This window comes from Flavobacterium sp. (assembly GCF_043722275.1).
GTDB lineage: Bacteria > Bacteroidota > Bacteroidia > Flavobacteriales > Flavobacteriaceae > Flavobacterium.
In genome coordinates this window covers 1-20,633 of record NZ_JAYSPC010000177.1, presented here as the reverse complement: position 1 = coordinate 20,633, position 20,633 = coordinate 1, and the positions used below count along the sequence as shown (strand labels likewise).

At 35.4% G+C, this 20,633-nt stretch carries 13 protein-coding genes; 5 read left to right on the top strand and 8 right to left on the bottom strand.

What is annotated here, in order from left to right; all coding sequences use genetic code 11:
• Positions 1-133: 133 nt before the first annotated feature.
• From ACHZDT_RS21000 to ACHZDT_RS20970, 7 genes are all read right to left on the bottom strand, one after another.
• Positions 134-2,533 (bottom strand): alpha-xylosidase, encoded by a 2,400-nt coding sequence (locus ACHZDT_RS21000; RefSeq protein WP_394776658.1) that lies wholly within the window; start codon positions 2,531-2,533, stop codon positions 134-136.
• 128 nt (positions 2,534-2,661) lie between these two features.
• Positions 2,662-5,151 (bottom strand): glycoside hydrolase family 2 TIM barrel-domain containing protein, encoded by a 2,490-nt coding sequence (locus tag ACHZDT_RS20995; RefSeq protein ID WP_394776657.1) that lies wholly within the window; start codon positions 5,149-5,151, stop codon positions 2,662-2,664.
• A gap of 91 nt (positions 5,152-5,242) precedes the next feature.
• Positions 5,243-6,103: a hypothetical protein gene (locus ACHZDT_RS20990; RefSeq protein ID WP_394776656.1), complete on the bottom strand. Its 861-nt coding sequence runs from the start codon at positions 6,101-6,103 to the stop codon at positions 5,243-5,245.
• A 19-nt stretch (positions 6,104-6,122) separates the two neighbouring features.
• Positions 6,123-7,700 carry a RagB/SusD family nutrient uptake outer membrane protein gene (locus tag ACHZDT_RS20985; RefSeq protein ID WP_394776655.1) on the bottom strand — a complete coding sequence of 526 codons (1,578 nt, stop codon included), beginning with the start codon at positions 7,698-7,700 and terminating at the stop codon, positions 6,123-6,125.
• Between the two features lie 12 nt (positions 7,701-7,712).
• Entirely contained in the window at positions 7,713-10,826 is a 3,114-nt protein-coding gene (locus tag ACHZDT_RS20980) for a SusC/RagA family TonB-linked outer membrane protein (RefSeq protein ID WP_394776654.1), read from the bottom strand.
• A 45-nt stretch (positions 10,827-10,871) separates the two neighbouring features.
• On the bottom strand, positions 10,872-12,191 hold the full coding sequence (gene xylA, locus ACHZDT_RS20975; protein WP_394776653.1) for a xylose isomerase: 1,320 nt from the start codon (positions 12,189-12,191) through the stop codon (positions 10,872-10,874).
• Positions 12,192-12,202: 11 nt separating this feature from the next.
• Complete coding sequence (locus ACHZDT_RS20970; RefSeq protein WP_394776652.1) at positions 12,203-13,696, bottom strand: xylulokinase; 1,494 nt, start codon at positions 13,694-13,696, stop codon at positions 12,203-12,205.
• A gap of 389 nt (positions 13,697-14,085) precedes the next feature.
• On the opposite strand from ACHZDT_RS20970, the gene ACHZDT_RS20965 reads away from it, so the two are divergent.
• The 5 genes from ACHZDT_RS20965 (at position 14,086) to ACHZDT_RS20945 (ending at position 19,963) form a co-directional block, all read left to right on the top strand.
• A complete protein-coding gene (locus ACHZDT_RS20965) occupies positions 14,086-14,802 on the top strand; it encodes an NUDIX domain-containing protein (protein ID WP_394776651.1) in 717 nt (238 codons plus the stop codon).
• A 22-nt stretch (positions 14,803-14,824) separates the two neighbouring features.
• Positions 14,825-15,559: an NUDIX domain-containing protein gene (locus ACHZDT_RS20960; RefSeq protein WP_394776650.1), complete on the top strand. Its 735-nt coding sequence runs from the start codon at positions 14,825-14,827 to the stop codon at positions 15,557-15,559.
• A 165-nt stretch (positions 15,560-15,724) separates the two neighbouring features.
• Positions 15,725-17,521 (top strand): translation elongation factor 4, encoded by a 1,797-nt coding sequence (gene lepA / locus ACHZDT_RS20955; protein ID WP_394776649.1) that lies wholly within the window; start codon positions 15,725-15,727, stop codon positions 17,519-17,521.
• A 301-nt stretch (positions 17,522-17,822) separates the two neighbouring features.
• Positions 17,823-18,461, top strand: coding sequence for an outer membrane beta-barrel protein (locus ACHZDT_RS20950; protein ID WP_394776648.1), 639 nt, complete (start codon positions 17,823-17,825; stop codon positions 18,459-18,461).
• Positions 18,462-19,006: 545 nt separating this feature from the next.
• A complete protein-coding gene (locus tag ACHZDT_RS20945; protein WP_394776647.1) occupies positions 19,007-19,963 on the top strand; it encodes a helix-turn-helix transcriptional regulator in 957 nt (318 codons plus the stop codon).
• A gap of 66 nt (positions 19,964-20,029) precedes the next feature.
• On the opposite strand, the gene ACHZDT_RS20940 is transcribed toward ACHZDT_RS20945, so the two are convergent.
• On the bottom strand, positions 20,030-20,509 hold the full coding sequence (locus ACHZDT_RS20940; protein WP_394776646.1) for a DinB family protein: 480 nt from the start codon (positions 20,507-20,509) through the stop codon (positions 20,030-20,032).
• Positions 20,510-20,633 lie beyond the last annotated feature (124 nt).

The window sequence follows — 20,633 nt, the reverse complement described above, 5'->3', positions numbered from 1 at the left end:
TTGGCAGATTGAGCAGATTTTAATCTCTTTAATCTGTAACTATATTTTTTACTAATCTCAAAAATTAAAAAAAAATCTGCTCAATCTGCCAAATCTGCGAGAACAAAAATCCTTTAATTTGCGGCTAACTTTTCTATTTTACCCATTCTGTTTTCAAAGTTGTTTTTCCTTGAAATGGGTTTGAAGTTACGTCAAAATTGTTTCCGTTTTTCGTAACTTTTATTTCTTGTACTGCATCGCCGTCCGGTAAAAATATTTTGGCTGTAGCCGAAGTTGTTTTATCGCTTGCATATACCTTTAAGGTTAATTTGCTCCAATCCATGTCTTTTGTAGATTGTGCTAAAGCGATGTGGGGCAAAGCTGTTCCGTCTTTTACTAAAACTACAATTGGTACTTCTCCGGCTTTGATTTTATGCCATCCTGATTGGTATACTTTTTTGGTTTGGTAATCAATCCATGTTCCTTCAGGAAGATAAACATCTCTTTCTGTCACTTCTTCAAAAAGTGGTGCAACTAAAATGCTTGATCCAAATAAATACTCATTATCTACTAACCAAGCTCCGGGATCGTTTGGATATTCTAAAAATAAAGCACGCATCATTGGTAATCCTTTTTGTGAACTTTCTTTTGCCTGAGCATAGATGTATGGCATTAATTCGTAACGCATATTATCTGCTTTTCTAAATCCTTCAAGGAATTCCTTGCTGTACAACCAAGGTTCGCGCGGAGGTTCTCCGTGGCTTCTTACGTGTGAGGTGAACATCCCGAAAGGAGCCCATCTTCTGTATAAATTCTCTGGTGATTTTGTTGCAAATCCTCCTACGTCATGACTCCAGAAACTAAATCCGCTTAATCCTAATGAAAGTCCGCCGCGTAATTCTGCCGACATTGCGCCGTTTGTGGTTTCAGAATCTCCTCCCCAATGTAACGGGTAACGTTGAGATCCTGCCCATGTACTTCTTGCCCAGATTAAAGTGTATCCTTTTTCTTTTTGGGTAATTTCGGCTACAGCCTTATTGTATCTTAACGGATATAAATTGTGTTCATAAAAACCTGTTCTTCCTGAATGGTAAATTCCGTCTGGCGGAGCAGCTTCTCCAAAATCAACTTTAAAAACGGCAACTCCCTGATCAAATAAATGTTTCAATTTTGCCTGATACCAGGTTACAGTTTCCGGATTTGAGAAATCAAGAACAGCATCTTCATACGGAAGATTTCCTTTACGATCTCTTACCGCTAAGTTTTTTTCCATGATTTCAGGAAATAACGTATTCTTTGGAGAGAAATAAGGCAATTGCCACAAACAAACCTGAAAACCATCGTCTTTTAAATCTGACATCATTTTTTGTGCATCGGGAAAACGATCTTTTGAAAACTCATAATTGTTTCTCCAATCTACATCAAACCAACCTGTATCAAAGTGAATTACATCTGTTGGAATTTTATATTTGCGCAAATCTTTTGCAACCTGACGTCCTTCTTTTTCTGAGAAATAAGTGATTCGGCTCATCCAGAAACCAAACGACCAAAGTGGCGGCATTGCAGCTTTTCCGGTTAAATTTGTGTATTGATCTAAAACGTCTTTTGGTTCTCCGATGAAGAAAAACAAATCGGCTTCATCATCGCCAATATACATTTCGTTGGCACTTGAATAATATTTTCCAAAGTCAACTGTAATTGGTGTTGAATGGTGCATGAAAACTCCATAACCACGGCTGCTCATGTAAAACGGAATCGGTTTGTACATCGTTTCATTTTGGATTCCGTTTGCGTCATCCGTCCATAAAACTACTTTTTGTCCGCGTTTGTTGAATTGTGTGAAAGATTCTCCACAACCAAATATTTTCTCGTCCGGTTCTAAGCTAAAAGCTGCGCCCATACTTCTTGAATAATCGCTGTTTCTGCGCACATACGAGAACGGAAGTGTTGGTGTATAGGTATTTTTGAAATCAGAATCATGAAGCGTACTTGTCAATAATTTTCCGGTTTCATCGTAAATTTTTACGTGCCACGGTTTTGATAAAATTTCGACAACTCCATGTTTGCTGGTATATTTATGTCCGCCTTCGATTTTAGAATATTTCCATAATTCAGGGTGATTTGGCGCAACACCATCAACCAACATCAAAGATTCTTTTTCAGGATGAAATTGTGGTCCTGAAGTGGTTTTGATTCTAATGGTTCTGTCGGAAACAAACTGAATCTGGAACGGCAATTCAGGAGATTCCTGATATTCTGTCGTTGGAAATTCATTTGCAGGAACTACCTCCGGTTTCATCATCATGTTGTTGAAAGCCTGACGTGTTTTATAATTATATCTCAGATATTTAATCGTTCCTTTTCCTGTTACAGGATCAAAAGCGGTCAATTCATCTGCAAAATAAAAGGTGTTCAGATAATTCTGAAAATCTTTACTGATATCTATCGGAGCATTCAATACATCGGCGTTCTGAATTTGTGCAGACGCTTTTGGCGTTACAAGAAATCCAAACATGAAGATCGAAAACAATGTGGTTAATTGTGAATTTTTCATTGGTTAATAATTCTAGATGTTAGTTATCCTAACAGGTTTCCAAAACCTGTTAGGTATTTTTTTTAATATCTTAATAAAATCTATCGATACCTAACAGGTTTTGGAAACCTGTTAGGAGCGGTGACTTATTATTCTGCTGTAATTACAATCGTGGCCGGTTTTATTCCATTTGCTTTAGCGGTTAATTCCAGTCTTCCTGTTTTAGTATCAGACTGAATAATTACTAAACATTTTCCGTTAAGCGCGGTGTGTTTTGAACCTTTGTATAATTCGTGACTTACCGGATCTCCACTGCAAACGCCTACAATTTTTCCGTTTCCTTTTAATGAGAAATTGATTTCGTTATTTGCATTTGGTGCCAAAGTTCCTTTTTCGTCTAAAATATCAACGGTTACAAATGATAAATCATTTCCGTCGGCTTTGATATTACTTCTGTCTGCTGTCAGTTTTAAGTTTGAAGGATTTCCAGCGGTTTTAATTTCGGTTTCCAGAACTGTTTTCCCGTTTTTACGGGAAATTGCTTTTAATGTTCCCGGTTGAAATGGAATTCTCCACATTACGTGTAAATCTTCTCCTTTTTTACTGCGAATTCCAACTGATTTTCCGTTAAGGAAAAGCTCAACCTCATCTGCATTATTGTAATATGCCCAAACATCAACAGTTTGTCCTGCTTTCCAGTTCCAATGTGGGAAAATGTGCAGAACGGTTTTGTCTGTCCATTCGCTTTGGTACATATAATATACATCTTTTGGGAATCCTGCTAAATCTACAATTCCGAAATAAGAACTAATTGACGGCCATTCGTACGGAGTTGGTTCTCCGATATAATCGAAACCTGTCCAGATATACATTCCCGAAAGAAAATCGTGTTTTTTAATTACTTTCCAAGTTGCTTCGTGCGTAGAACCCCAAGGCGTTTGTACCTGATCGTAAGCCGAAACGGTATTACCCGGATTTCCTTTTGTAAATTTTTGATCCCAACTTACCGGCCATTTTTTTATAGTATCTGAAACTTTATCATAATATCCGCGGGTTTGTAAACCAGAAGTTGTTTCGGTTGCTATAAAGGGAACTCCCGGGAAATTTTGTTTATGATATTCATACGTTTGATGTGCATAATTGTATCCAATAATATCTAAAACTCCGGATTTTGCAATAGCATTATATTGAACATTCTTTTTCTCGAATTGTAATGTTACGTTGTCCAAATTCATATTCACAGGCGGATTCATCGCTGCGGTAATTGGACGTGTTTTATCGTATTGACGTGTAATTGCGGCTAATTCTTTTGCGATTGCAACGCCACTTTCGTTCCATTGTTCCGGGATTTCATTACCAATACTCCACATAAAAATACTTGGATGATTACGGTCGCGAAGCAATTGATCGATTAAATCTTTCTTGTGCCATTTGTCCCAATCGTTTGCGTAGTCGTATTTGGTTTTGTTTTGTTTCCACATGTCAAAAGCTTCATCCATGACAATGAAACCCATTTTATCGCAAAGGTCTAAGAGTTCCGGAGCGGGAGGATTATGGGAAGTTCTGATTCCGTTTACGCCCATTTCTTTCAGGATTTCTAACTGACGTTCGATAGCGCGTGTATTAATTGCGGAACCTAACGGACCTAAATCGTGATGTAAACAAACTCCTTTTATTTTAACCTGTTTTCCGTTAAGGATAAAACCTTTATCAAGATCAAACTTAAAATCTCTGATTCCGAAATTGGTTTTGTATTGATCAACAATTTTATTATCTACCGAAATCTCTGTAACTGCTGTGTACAATTCAGGTTTTTCTACAGACCATAAAATTGGCGTTTCAACCTGAGTTTGTTGTTTGATGGTTTGATTGGCATTTGCGCCAATGGTTATATTTTGTGTAACGGATGTTACTTTGGAATCTTCTTTAAAAATAGTAGTCGTTACTGTTGCTTTTTTTGAAGCTGAATTTTGATTCTGAATTGTAGTTTCAAAATGTACCGAAGCTTTTTGAGCAGTAACTTTTGGGGTTGTAATATAAGTTCCCCATTGTGTAACGTGCAATTTATCGGTGGTTTCAATCCAGACATTTCTAAAAATTCCTGATCCTGAATACCAGCGTGAATTGGGTTGTTTTGAATTGTCAACCTTTACAATAATTTCGTTGTTTTTGTCTCCGTAATTTAAGTATTTAGAGATTTCATATTGAAAGCCAATATATCCGTTTGGACGTTTTCCTAAATAATGTCCGTTTATCCAGACTTCGCTGTTTTTGTAAACTCCGTCGAAAATGATTGAAGTTATTTTTGTGCTGTCTTCAACTGCAACTTTGAATGTTTTTTTGTACCAGCCTAAACCTCCGTTAAGCGCTCCGCCTCCATATCCGGCAGAACTTTTTTCGTCAAACTTTCCTTCAACACCCCAATCATGAGGAACATTTAAGGTTCTCCATTTGGTTGAAGTTCCAATGGTGTCGTTATCTTTTATGCTGTCGTTTAAGTGAAAACTCCAATCTGAATTGAAAGAAACTTTTCGATTGTCGAAAGCATCTTCTTTTTTGCTGCATGAACCCAACAAGATAATTCCGATTAGCATTAATAATGGTAATCCATTATTTAAGTATTTTCTGTTATTCTTCATTTCAAGAGGATTTTATTATTTTAAAAACGAATATAAACATACCGATAAGTGACTTTACAATCACCTATCGGCAGTTTTATATCTTAAGTAATTATGGTTTTGGCTTGTAATGAAAAACAATCAAAGCAACTCCTTCACTAGTTCTACTTTTATCTCTAATGACTGCTAATCTTAATGATGTTGCAGTAAGTTCTACTACTTTTACACTATTCCAGGTTGTAACATCTCCGTGATAATCTCCTCCATAAAGCAATTCTACTCCACCATTAAAAGCTAATTTATTATTTGTAATATCAAATGAATATGTTCCTGTTTTTGAAGTTTGCGCGTCGGTCGTAATAGCGGTTTGTTTTACAGTTGTATTATAACCTCCGTTTAAATCAAAATGCATTTCTCCCCAGTCTTTACTTGGCATAACCCATGAATTACTTGCATAATCCGGAAACCAGTTCCAGTAATCTTTACCTTTTGGATTTTCAGGAAAGTCTAAACCAGCCCATCCTACAGGATCAATAAAATCTAAAACCCATGTTTTACCTGCAACTCCGTTAGTTAGCATTATCCATTTTGGGTCTCTAAAATAGGTTTCATCATTTTTAGAAACATTAATTACAACCGGAGCTGCATCTACAGAACCTCCTCTTGCGTAAGCGGTGTAATAAACGGTGTATTTACCGGCGAAAGGAAAAACAACCTGATCATCGCTTTTGTTAGAATGTCCTAATTCGTTACCGCTTGCGTCAACATATCTCCAATATGCAATGACACTTGGATCTTCATTTTTTAAAATTACTTCGTTTTCGTTCGCCGCATTTTGTTTCACCGAAAACTTAATTGTTTCCGGTGTTAAACTTACAGCCGGCAAGCTGTCACGATCTTCTGCAGGCTCGCAGGAAAATAATCCTGAACCTATGGTTATTGCAGCTATTGCTATATATAATATTCGTTTCATAATCATTGTTTTGAGTTAATTACCAACCTGGATTTTGTTGAATAGTACCGTTAGAAAGTACAATTTGAGATTGTGGTAATGGCAACCAGCCTAAAGTTTCTGTTCTAAAAGTGACATTAAACTGAGCATCGGTTGCTGAATTGTCGATTGCAGCTTTTGCTACATCAACACCTTGTCTGATCAAGTCAAAATAACGTTGTCCTTCAAGTGCTAATTCTAAACGACGTTCATTCATAATAACTGTTTTTGAAACTGTTAATCTGTGTGTTGTACTTTTAAAAGCACGGTCACGAACTTTATCTAAATCGGCTTGAGCCAATGCATTATTTGTACCTAAATTCAATTCGGCAGCCATTAATAAAACATCTGCATAACGAATAATCGCGTAATCCTGATAGTTATCAATTTGGAAATTTCCTCCGTTAATTTCAACAATTGCTGTTCCTGCCGCATCTGTAATCGGGCAATATTTTTTCCATGAATATCCTGTATATTGACGCTGTTCTCTTGCTTCGGCATTAAAGTTTAAGCCTTCGCCGGCAAAATCAATAATTGTTGCATCTCTGCGTGTATCTCCTGTTTCGTATGCATTATAAAGTTTTGGGTTTACTGTTGCGCCTCCCCAACCTGTTGCATATTTACCAATTGATCCTCCACGAGGCGCAATATTTACCTGAAAACGGTTTCCTTCATTTAAAGCCCAGTTTCCTTTTCCTGATCCGTTGAAACGAACTGCCCAAACCATTTCGGTATTGTCTTCTCCAACAAAATTTTCGAATGAAGCCGCTAACCAAAGATTAGCAAAATCAGCCCCTAAACCGTGTCCGCTATTGCTAACAGCATCGTTGATATAAGTTGTAGCCTCTGCTTTTGTTACTACACCAGCCATATCTGCTTTTTTGTAATAATCAGTATAAAACAAAAATGTTCTTGCTAAATACGCTTCGGCAGCCCATTTTGTGATGCGTCCGTAATTTGCATTTCCTTTTTGTGAGTAATTGTCATTGTTCAAATTATCAGCAGCAAATTTCAAATCATTAGCAATTAAAGCATAAGTTACTTCAGCAGCTTGTCTTGGCAATTGAAATTCATTTGATGTGATAATGTGATCTAAAGGCACGATATCTCCAAACATTTTTGCTGCCTGAAAATGGAAGTGTGCTCTTAAAAAACGAGCTTCTGCTTCGTATCTTGTTTTTAATGCCGTATCAGCTCCCCAGTTGATTTTATCAAGGTTTGCCAATAAAATGTTTGCTCTGTAAATTCCTAAATAAGAGTTTTTCCAAACATCTGTATTCATGTCTTTATTGGTCACGAATAAAAAACGGTCCCATTCAACATCTGCCTGCGCATCTGCAACTCCGTAGCCTCCAAAACAATCATCAGATGCCTGCTCGCTAATCAATAACGGTCCGCCGTAAGCTTCACGCTGCAATACATCATAAATGGCAACTAATCCCTGATATGCATCAGTAGGAGTTTTATAAAAATTCTCTTCTACTTTAATTGTAGAAGGTTCTGTGTCTAAAAAATCAGTGGAACAAGCTCCTAAAACGAACAAGCCTGAAACAGCAAATAATTTTATATATGTTTTCATCGTTTTCATAATTTAAAAGTTAACATTAAGACCCATCATGTAGGTTCTTGGCTGTGGATAATAACCTACGTCAATACCTTTTGCCCATGGCTGAGTTAAGTTACCGCTGCTATCTCTGTTTGTGTTTCCAAATCCAATTTCAGGATCCATTCCCTGATATTTTGTAAACGTGAACAGGTTGTTTGCCGCTACATACAATCTGAATTTACTAAAGAAGGCTAACTTGTTTGTTAATTTCGTTAAATCACATCCGATAGTTGCACTTTTAATTCTGTAGAAATCTGCATTTTGAACATACAAATCAGAGAATTTTGTGTAGTTACCATTTGTATCTGCTCCGTAAGTTACTCTTGGCACTGTATTAGAACTTCCTTCGGTAGTCCATCTGTTCAAAACATCTGTTGTGTTATTTGTGTAGGCACGAGTTGGATCGTGAATACCAAAAACGTTTTGATTTCCTGCAACTCCATAGGTATAAATAGACAAGTCGAATGCTTTGTATGAAAGGTCAAAATTTAAACCGTATGTAAAATCAGGATTTGGATTTCCAATTTTAGTTTTATCATCTGCATCAATTTTTCCGTCTCCGTTTAAATCTACAAAACGAACATCTCCGGGAACTGCGTTAGGTTGTACACCTGCAGCAACTTCACCAGCATTCTGGAAAATTCCAGCCGTTTTTAATCCGTAGAAATAACCTATTGGCTGACCAACTTCAACACGGTTCATTTCATCTGTTCCCTGAAACAATAAGTTGGTTTCTCCATGAATAATTCCTTCGCTGTTGGCAACTCTTAGAACTTCATTTTGATTGTGTGAAATATTTCCGTTTACAGAGAAGTTCCAGTCTTTTCCAAATTTAGTATGGTAAGCAAGTGCAAGTTCAACACCTTTATTTTGAATATCTCCACCATTAATATATGGTGCAGTTGCTCCTGCATACGTTGGGATTGAGGCAAGAACTAACCAGTCTTTTGTTTTTTTATCGTAATAATCAAACGTTAAAGTAAAATTAGTGAACAAGGTTGCATCTAAACCAAAATCTAATTGTTCTGACGTTTCCCATTTTAAGTTACGGTTTGAAAGTTGATCCGGGCTTGCACCTGTTTGTAATGTTTCGTCACCTGTACCAAAATGGTAGTTTTTATTGTATGAACTAATTGTTGACATATAAGAGAATGCAGGAATCTGGTCGTTACCATTTTGTCCCCAGCTTGCTCTTAATTTAAGATTGCTTACTACTTTATTTTCCGGAAAGAAGCTTTCTTTATCCACATTCCAACCTGCAGAAACCGATGGGAAATTTCCGTATCTGTTTGTATCTGCAAAGTTTGATGAACCGTCTCTTCTGATTGTTGCCGTAAATAAATATTTGTTATTATAATCGTATAATAAACGCCCGAAGTAAGACTGAATCGCATAATCTGCACGGTTTCCTTTTACTGTATTTGATGTTTGATCTGTAGCATTGCTTAAATAAGCGTGTGCAAAATCATCAAAAGTTAAATTTCTTCCTGTTGCTTCCATAAAATCTGATGTGTTTTTTTTAGCAGAAGTACCTACTAATACATCAAAATTATGTGCTCCGGCAACTGTAGCTTTGTACTGAATTGTGTTTTCAAAAATCCATCCTAATGATTTAGTTGAGTTTTGTGTTACACTTGAAACTGTATTATTGTCATTTGAAGAAAGTGAATAAACCGGTCTGAATGAACGGTAATTACCATCTGTCATATCAACACCAAAACTTGTTCTGTAAGTAAAGTTTTTTAAGAATTTTAATTCTGCAAAAATATTCCCAACATAACGGTTTGATTTAGTTTCGTTGAAGTTATTATAATATAAAGATCCTAACGGATTACTGATATCAGCAGAAATAACTGAATGTGCGAAATCTCCGTTTGCATCATAAGCAGCATCAATTGGCGCAGCATTTAAGAAACTTCTGATTCCGTTACTGTAAATTCCCTGATCTGCAACTCCTGAACTTTTAATGTTTGCAAACGAGAAATTTTCTCCAATTTTCAAATGATTTTCAATTACTTCAGAAGTTGAGTTTACATTGAAAGTAACACGGTTATAATCAGATTGGTTGGTTACTCCGCCAATTAAACCTTCTTGTCCGTAATACGATAATCCTGTAGAAATTGTCGATTTTTTGTCACCTCCGCTAATTGTAAGAGAGTGATTTTGTTTCATTGCGCCATTATTGAATAAGTCTTTCTGCCAATCGTGATTTGGGAAAGCCGCAATTTGAGCTTGTGTGTATAAAGGTGTTAAACCTGAGTTTACACGCGCTTCGTTCATAATAGTGGTATATTCCTGAGTGTTTAATAAATCCAGTTTTTTAGCCACTTGCTGAAAACCTGTGTATGTATTAAAAGCTACATTAATTTTACCTTCTTTTCCTTTTTTGGTTGTAACCAAAATTACTCCGTTTGCTGCTCTTGCACCGTAAATAGATCCCGCAGAAGCATCTTTAAGAACGTCGATTCTTTCAATAGCCGACGGATCAAGATATCCAATTCCGTTATCCACCACAACACCATCAACAACATAAAGCGGCGTGCTGTTTCCTGCTGTACCAACTCCACGAATGTTTACTGCCATTCCTGCGCCGGGCTGACCTGAAGTTGAAGTTACATTTACACCAGAAGCCTGACCCTGCAATGCGTTTACAACATCAAGACTAGCCACATTTTGAATGTCTTTTCCTGATACTAATGAAGTTGCAGCTGTGTTTACCTTTTTCTTTTGTGTACCGTAACCGATAACTACAATTTCTTTAAGTTCAGATGTTTCTTCTTTTATTGAGATATTGATTGTTTTTTGAGTTCCAACCGTTACTTTTTGAGTTTTATATCCAATAAAGCTAATTAATAATACATCTCCTGGTTTTGCTTCAATTTTATAATTTCCGTCAAAATCAGTTACTGTAGCTGATTTTGTTCCTTCGACTGCAACACTTGCTCCGGGAACACCCATTCCGTCAGTTGCTGATGTTACGTTTCCGCTTACAGTTTGGGATTGCGACTGTGCAAAACCGGACTGCATCATGAATACACTAAGCAATAGCGCCATACAAAACGAAAGCGGTGTTGTTTTAATACAATATTTGCTTTTCATAATAGTTAAAAATTGGTTTAAAATTTAGTTAGTTACCTTACCTGATTAATACGCATTCGAAATAATTTGTTCGAATAATTCCTGTCTTCCACTAAGTGGTTGTGGTTCTCCACTTGCACGGGCAATTTTGCTTAGATCTTCAAGAGATAATTCTCCGTTTTCGAACTTAGCTCCATTTCCACCGTCAAATGAACTGTAACGCTGCGTACGCAATTTTTTGTAATCTGTATTTTGTAGTATATGATCTGCGCAGATTAATCCTCTTGCAAAAACATCCATTCCTGAAATGTGTGCAATAAATTTATCTTCTAAATCGATTGAATTTCTTCTCACTTTTGCATCAAAGTTTACTCCTCCGCCCTGAATTCCTCCACCTTCAAGAATCACTAACATTGCCTGAGTAACTTCCTGAATATTAATTGGAAATTGATCTGTATCCCAGCCATTTTGGTAATCTCCGCGGTTTGCATCAATGCTTCCTAACATTCCTGCATCAACTGCAACTTGTAGTTCATGTTCAAAAGAATGTCCGGCAAGAGTAGCGTGGTTTACTTCAAGATTTAATTTGAAATCATTTTGAAGTCCGTATTTATTAATGAATCCCAATGAAGTCGCTGCATCATAATCGTATTGATGTTTTGTAGGTTCCATAGGTTTTGGTTCGATCAGGAAATTTCCTTTAAAACCTTCTTTACGAGCATAATCTTTACAAGTATTTAAGAATCTTCCCAAATGGTCTAATTCTCTTTTCATGTCTGTATTCAACAAACTCATATATCCTTCACGACCTCCCCAAAAAACATAATTTTCACCGCCAAGTGCAATAGTTGCATCGATTGCGATTTTTGCCTGAGCTCCGGCATACGCCAAAACATCAAAGTTTGGGTTTGTCGCTGCACCATTCATGTAACGAGGATTACTGAATAAATTTGAAGTTCCCCACAGTAATTTAATTCCGGACTCTTGTTGCTTTTGCTTTGCATATTCAACCATTGTCTGAATACGAGTTTCAAATTCAGCTAATGTTGGCGCATCATCAACCACATCAACATCATGAAAACAATAATATGGCAAACCTAATTTTGTCATGAATTCAAAAGCCGCATACATTTTGTCTTTGGCTCTTAAAATTGCATTTTCATTTTTATTCCAGGAAAAAGTTTCAGTCGAAGCTCCAAACGGATCTCCTCCCGTATTACATAGCGTATGCCAGTAAGCCATTGAAAAGCGCAAATGCTCTTTTAATGTTTTTCCCGCAACAACACGATTTTCATCGTACCATTTAAACGCTAACGGATTATCACTTTCTCTACCTTCGAACTTAATTGTGTCGATGTTTTTAAAATATTGATTAGTTGTGCTCATTATTACTATTATTATTGTTCTATTTTAATTTGATTTTTCCATTCCTGATATAAATCCTGATATTGAGAAGTCAGGATTTTATTTGGTTCAATTCGGTCTAAACATTGCAATCCTGAGAAAGCTTCGTCAAGCGAATTGTAAAATCCGAAACCGTAAGCAGCGCCTCTTGCAGCACCTTCGGCTCCTGAAGTATTGTATAATTCTAAAGTTGTTTGAGTTGTATTAGTGAAGATTTCCCTGAAAACCGGACTTAAAAACAAGTTTGAATTTCCTGCACGAACTACAGTTCCTGAAACTCCAACTTCTTTCATCACATCAAAACCATAATTCATGGCAAACACGATTCCTTCGCAGGCAGCGCGCACTAAATGTGACGGTTGATGAATATTGAAATTTAAATTCTGAATTCCTGATGTTGCATTTTTATTATTGAAAATACGTTCAACACCATTTCCGAAAGGGTAAAAACGAAGTCCGTTGCTTCCTGCTGCTACTTTTGCAGCTTCGGCATTTAGTTTTTCGTACGCAATTAATTCAGCTCTGTCAACCGACATGATTTTTCGCAACCATTGGTATAAAATTCCAGAACCATTAATGCACAGCATTACGCCATTTCGTTTTTCGCCTTCCGTATTATTTACGTGTAAAAAAGTATTGATTCTGTTTTGTTTGTCGTAAGCATCCTGATCACTTACGGCATAAACTACTGCCGAAGTTCCGGCTGTTGTAGCGATTTCGCCTGGTTTCAAAACATTCAATGACAATGCATTGTTGGGTTGATCTCCTGCGCGGTAAGTTATTTTTGCATCAGGATTTAATCCTAATTCTTGTGCAATATCAGAGTGAATTGTTGCCTGAATTCCAAAATTTGAAACAATTTCAGGAACAATATCTGATGATAATCCCATTTGAGAAAGGATTTCTGTTGCCAATTTTCCTTCTGAGAAGTTCCACAATGCTGCTTCTGATAATCCTGAAGTACTTATTTGCGCTACTTTAGATAATTTGGCAGCAATAAAATCCCCCGGAAGCATCATGTATTTTGCTTTTGCGAAAACTTCAGGTTGATTGTCTTTTACCCATTTTAGTTTTGAAGCGGTAAAATTTCCAGGACTTCCTAAAATTTGTTTTTGACAATTTTCAGCTCCAATCTGAGAATAAATTTCATCTCCAATAATTGCTGCACGACTGTCACACCAAATAATGGAAGAACGAACAGGATTCAAATTTTCATCGGTTAAAACCAAACCATGCATTTGATACGCAATTCCAATTCCGGCAATTTTTTTTAAATCAATAGTAGATTTTGAACCTAATTGTTTGATTCCGTCTTTTACAAATTGCCACCAGGATTCAGGATCTTGTTCTGCCCAGCCAAATTCCTGAGCAATAATTGGCATTTCAAAATCAGGAACGCTAACAGCGCCAATAGTTGCTCCTTTTTCAGGATCAAACACTGATAATTTTATCGAAGAGCTTCCTAAATCAATTCCTAAAAAAAACATTTGTGGTACTTTTTATTTAGTTATAACTTTGTCCCTTTTAAACTTATAGTCAAACTGAACTTATCTTATGGTTATTTTGACTACAAGTGTAAAACATTTTTTCTATATTAACAAAATATTAGGGTTATTTTTTTCCGATTCTGATTATTGGAATGCGATTTTTATGAATACAATAATATATGGGTTGAAACCGTAGAAAAAAATATCAAAAAAATAACGAATTAGCAATTTGACAATCAGCGGTTTAAGAATAATTATTTTAGAATAGCATTTTTAAACAATTCCCAAACAACTGATTGTCAGAAAATTATTCTGTTAAAAAAATATAAAGCTTTTATAAAGGCTACTATTCATTTTATTTATTTAATTTGTCAAAATATAAATAGCATATGGTTAAAAATGTAGAGGACGATTCGGCTTTAAAAAACGAGCCAACCGCAATGAACGCGATCACGATTGACTGTGTGATATTTGGTTTTGATAAAGGAAGTTTAGAAGTGCTTTTGGTACAACACGGAGAAGGAATCAGTAAAGGAAAATGGGGACTTCCGGGAGGATGGATCTATAAAAAAGAAAGTACTGACGATGCCGCACACCGTTTATTGAACGAACTTACGGGTCTTGATAATATTTATCTGGAGCAGTTAAAAGCGTTTGGCGATCCGGACCGTTTCCCGCTTCGACGCGTTATAACGATTGGTTATTATGCGCTTGTAAAACGTGAAGATTATAATATTAAAGCCGGTTTTACGGCTTCTGATGCAAAATGGTACAAGATTAATAGTATTCCTGATTTGATTTACGATCATAACGAAATTCTATCTTATAGTTTACAACATTTAAGAAACCGGGTTCGTCAGGCTCCGATTGGTTTTAACCTTTTGCCTGAAAAATTTACTTTATTACAATTGATGCATTTATATGAGGAGGTTTTAGGAATTGAAATGGATAAATCTAATTTCCGCCGAAAAATTCTGCACATGAAATTATTAGTTGCTCTTGATGAAAAACAACAAGATGTTTCGCATCGAGCGGCAAAATTGTACCAGTTTGATTCGGCTATTTATAAAAAACTTACTGAAAAAGGATTCAATTTTGAATTTTAAATAATCGCTTATAAAAGCAAAAATGGAATCTTTACCTTCAAAAAATAATCTGAAAGCTGATCATACTATAACTGTAGAAAAAAAACCAGTTATAGAGGGCATTAGCATTGATTGTGTTATATTTTCTTTCGATAAAAAAAATCTGGAAGTTCTTTTGGTCCAACATGCCGAAGGAGCAAGTATTGGAAAATGGGGACTTTTGGGAGGGAATTTATATCTGGATGAAAGCGTTGATAATGCTGCATTGCGAATATTATATGAACTGACAAGTCTGGACAACATTTATCTGGAACAGCTAAAAGCTTTTACGGATCCTGATCGTGTAAGCACCGAAAGGGTTATCACGGTTGGTTATTATACTTTGGTCAACAGAGAAGATTATAATATCCAGGCCAGCGTTTCTGTAATTGAAGCCAAGTGGCACAAGATTAAAGATGTGCCGAAATTAATTTTTGACCATAACGAAATTCTCGAATTTAGTTTGATGCAATTGCGAAATCAGGTTCGTCAGGCGCCAATTGGTTTTAACCTTTTACCTGAAAAATTTACTTTGTTGCAATTGATGCATTTGTATGAAGAAATATTAGGAATTGAACTGGAAAAATCAAATTTCCGCCGAAAAATTCTCCACATGAAATTACTGGTTGCTCTTGACGAAAAACAACAGGATGTTTCGCACAGAGCGGCAAAATTGTACAAATTTGATCCTGATATTTACAAAAAACTGACCGAAAAAGGATTTAATTTCGAGTTTTAAAGGTCGTTTTAAAAGTCAGATTCCAACTATATAACAACGGCATTCCAGAATCCAAAACTTTGCGCTATCTTTGCGCCTTAATAAAACGCTCAACAGCAATTGCTACAGCGTAATTTATACCCTGAAAATTACTTAAAAACTCGTTTAGAGAATTGATATATTAAAATGAAGAAGATACGTAACTTTTGCATTATTGCACACATTGACCACGGTAAAAGTACATTGGCTGACCGATTATTAGGCGCTACACAAACCGTTACAGCTCGTGAAGAAAAAGCTCAATTGCTTGACAACATGGATCTGGAACGTGAACGTGGAATTACCATAAAAAGTCACGCCATTCAAATGGAATATACTTATAAAGGAGAAGAATATATTTTAAATTTAATTGACACTCCCGGTCACGTTGACTTTTCATATGAAGTTTCACGATCTATTGCTGCCTGCGAAGGTGCGCTTTTGATCGTTGATGCTGCACAAAGTATTCAGGCACAAACAATTTCAAATTTATATCTTGCTTTAGAGAACGACCTGGAAATTATTCCGGTTTTGAATAAAGTTGATTTACCAAGTGCTAATCCTGAAGAAGTTAGTGATGATATTATCGATTTATTAGGATGTAAATTAGAAGATATTATTCATGCTTCAGGAAAAACAGGTTTTGGTGTTGAAAATATTTTAGCTGCCATTATCGAAAAAATCCCACCTCCGTCAGGAAATGTTGATGAGCCGTTACAAGCTTTGATTTTTGATTCACATTACAATCCGTTTCGTGGAATTGAGGTTATTTTCCGTGTGAAAAACGGACAAATTAAAAAAGGGCAGAAAATTAAGTTCATGGCGACAGGAAATGAATATTTTGCTGACGAAATTGGAACTTTAAAATTAAATCAGGTTCCTAAAAATGTAATTTCTGCTGGTGATGTTGGTTATTTGATTTCTGGAATTAAAGAAGCCAAAGAAGTAAAAGTTGGAGATACTCTAACAGATGCTAAAACGCCAACTACCAATATGATTACGGGTTTTGAGGATGTAAAACCTATGGTTTTTGCCGGAATTTACCCTGTTGATACTGAAGATTATGAGGAGTTGCGTAACTCGATGGAAAAATTACAACTGAACGATGCTTCATTAGTATTTTTACCGGAAAGTTCAGCGGCTTTAGGATTTGGTTTCCGTTGTGGATTCTTAGGAATGTTACACATGGAAATTATTCAGGAAAGACTGGAACGTGAGTTTAATATGACTGTAATTACTACGGTTCCTAACGTTTCGTATCTGGCTTATACTAAAAAAGATCCAACGATAGGATTTGTAGTAAACAATCCGACTGATTTACCGGAACCATCTAAATTAGATCACGTAGAAGAACCATATATTAAAGCGACTATTATCACTAAATCTGATTTTGTGGGTAATGTTATGTCATTATGTATTGAAAAACGTGGTTTGATTACAAACCAAACCTATTTAACTACCGAAAGAGTTGAGTTGACGTTTGATATGCCTCTTGCCGAAATTGTATTTGATTTTTATGATCGTTTAAAAACGGTTTCTAAAGGATATGCGTCGTTTGATTACGCGCCAATTGGATTGCGAACTTCAAACTTGGTGAAAGTTGATATTTTATTAAATGCTACAATTGTTGATGCTTTATCATCTTTAATTCACGCTGATAACGCTTACCACATTGGTAAAAAGATGTGTGAAAAACTGAAAGAATTGATTCCGCGTCAGCAGTTTGATATTCCTATTCAGGCAGCAATTGGTGTAAAAGTAATTTCTCGTGAAACGATTAAAGCGCTTCGTAAAGATGTTACTGCAAAATGTTACGGTGGAGATATTTCGCGTAAGCGTAAATTGCTTGAAAAACAGAAAAAAGGTAAAAAACGTATGAGACAAGTAGGAAACGTTGAGATTCCGCAAGAAGCTTTTATGGCTGTTTTGAAATTGAATGACTAAGTCTTTATTTTAGAAGAAAGAATAAAGAGAATATAAGATAGATTTAAACCCGATGACGAAAGTTATCGGGTTTTTTGTTTTTTACTACCCCTTATTTTTTAGCTGATTATTTTAACAAAATAAGCAATTCTCTTTTATTTTAAGAGAAACAATACTAAAACTAAATTTTATTTTAATTACTTAAAGGAAACTTTTGAATTTTGGCTTGATATATAATAATAAAATAAAAATCTTACAATAAAATATTAATTCGTCGGTTTTATATATTTTTACTGATGTATAATCTTATAAAAATATAAATATGAAAACAAAAATTACAGCGATTTTGGCACTACTTGCTTTTTCATTTGCAAGTGCACAACAAAAAGAAGTTGAACAGGAATTAAATTCAGCAAAAGGCATACAATTCGAAAAAGGAGATATGTTTATCGAGGGTTCAATTAAAATTAGCACCGGAGGAACAAATGATTATTACGGTTTAAGTCCTCAATTTGGATATTTCTTAAATGACAAAATTGCTATTGGAGGAAAATTAAGTTTTTCATCTAATGAAGTAAAAAATGCATCTGAAATAAGTGAAGAAGTAAACGGAACGAAAACCAATCAATTTGGAGTTGGAGCTTTTGCAAGATATTATTTCTTAGAGTTGGCTTCGAAAAGATTCAAAGCTTATTCTGAACTTGGTTTAGGATATGGTCATAACAAAACAGAAATTAATTCCTATAGCAACACGAGCAATAGTGTTACTGCTGATGTTAATGTAGGTTTAAACTATTTTTTTACAAAAAATTTAGCTGTTTCTTTTACCCTGGCAAATATTTTATCGTATAACAGTGTTTCTCCTGAAAACGGACCGTCATCAAATACTTTTAACTTAAACATAAACTTGTTTGAAAATATTTTTGATACACCACAATTTGGTTTATTATATAAATTCTAAATTTATATATATCAGATATTGGAAAGCTGTCTCAATTTGAGACAGCTTTTTTTATTTATAATAAATGAATCCGATAATTTACCTTGTCAGTTTTTTTGTTTTGGACAATACTTATAGATGCAGATGGCGGAGACGCACTGCTGTGCGCCTCTATGATGCAAATTGCAGAAATATAATTCTTATTATTTCAATACAGATTTACTTTACGCCTTTACGTTGATGCAGATTTCGGAAATATATTTTATTATTTTCAAGACATATTACAAATGAAAATTGGGAATATAATTTTTCTCCTATTATCGACACAGATTTGATTTGTAGAGGAGCAGAGCAGTGCGTCTCACGCAAAGAATTTCGACAATTAAATTGATTTAAACTGCGGAGAAGCACTGTTGTGCGCCTCTACGATGATGCAGATTGTGAATAATTATTCAACCGATAAATCTGTCCTAATTTGGAACAGATTTTTTATTTCTTTAAACTTTGAACCTTTGTATCTTTGAGCCTCTGTATCTAAAAAGAAACCTCAGAAACTTTAAAAAAAAATGGACGAAACCCCAAAACGATTTGACCGCATTGTCGCTATTCTGATTCAATTACAATCTAAAAAAATTGTAAAAGCACAGGAATTAGCAGATCGTTTTGATGTTAGTTTGCGAACTATTTATCGGGATATCAGAACTCTTGAAGCGTCCGGAGTTCCTATTTATAGTGAAGCCGGAGTTGGTTATGCGTTAATGGATGGTTACAGATTACCTCCGGTTATGTTTACGCGTGAAGAAGTAAGCAGTTTTATTGCTGCCGAAAAACTGATGCAAAAATTTACTGATCCTTCTTTGGGTTCACATTATGCATCGGCGATGTATAAGTTGAAATCGGTTTTGAGAGGCACGGACAAAGACTGGCTTTCAAATGTTGAATCGAGAATTTTAATGCAGGCTGCCGAACCTTTATTTCATGACAGTTCGCCAAATACGCTGGCCCTTTTGTTTGAAAGTATTGCAGAGAAAAAACAAATCATTTTATGTTATAAAACTTTAGAAGCCGAAGAACCAACTAATCGAAATATTGAACCTGTTGGTGTTTTTCATGACCATAACAATTGGTATTTTCTGGGTTATTGCCATTTACGAAAGGATTACCGACAGTTTAGAACTGACAGGATTCAGGGTATTAAAAAAACCGAATGCGATTTTACAATAGAACACGATTCTTTAGAAACGTATTTAATTAAAAACGAAACAATCCCAACTACAAAAGTTCGGATTTTAGTAGAGAAAAAAGTGCTTAATTATCTTCGATACGAACAAAAATACCACGGTTTTGTTTCTGAAAAAGAAATCGGTGATCAAATCGAAATGACGTTTATGTCACGTGATATTCAGGAAGGTTTTCCAAGATGGGTTTTGATGTTTGGAGATTATGCCACAATTCTGGAACCTGAAATACTCAAAACCAGAATATTGGAACTTATTGAAACTTATAAAAAAAGACTTTCATAAAAAACTCCTAAAATGAAATTGAATTTCATTTTAGGAGTTTTTTCAATTAGCAATCTGCAAAAGAATCTATCTTTCCCAGAAAAAGGGAGGGTCAATTCCTAAAGCTCTTAAATATACATATCCTTGTCCGCGGTGATGTACTTCGTTATCAACAAAATACAAGATGTTCTGAATCACCGGAAATTCGTATTGACCAAAAAGATTAAAGGTTTCGTTGAAATCTTCAATTGATAATTTTTCCCAATACTGATTTATTTCGGCAGTTGCTTCATCCCATTTTTCAAGATATTGCGCTTTAAAAATTAATTTTTCCGATTCTTCGGCAAAAGCTTTTTCTTCTTTATTTACGATTCCTTTAAATCCCGGAACTGCAATCGCTAAAAGTTCATCTGTTAATTTCGAGAAAGATCTCATTCCTCCTATTGAGAATTCGAAAAAGTCCTTTTCAGGAAATAATTCAATTACACGACGTGTAAGGGCGCGATGACCTTGCCAGTGTTTCAACAAATTTTCAGGAGTAATTACTTGGGCAGCTAATGTTTTCATGTTTTAAAGTTTTAATTATTTAATACTTCAAAATTATTGAGGGTTGGTGACAACAGTTTGTCAGGAGGAAAAAATATTTAAATATTTTTTCCTCCTGACAAACTGTTGTCACCAACCCTCAATA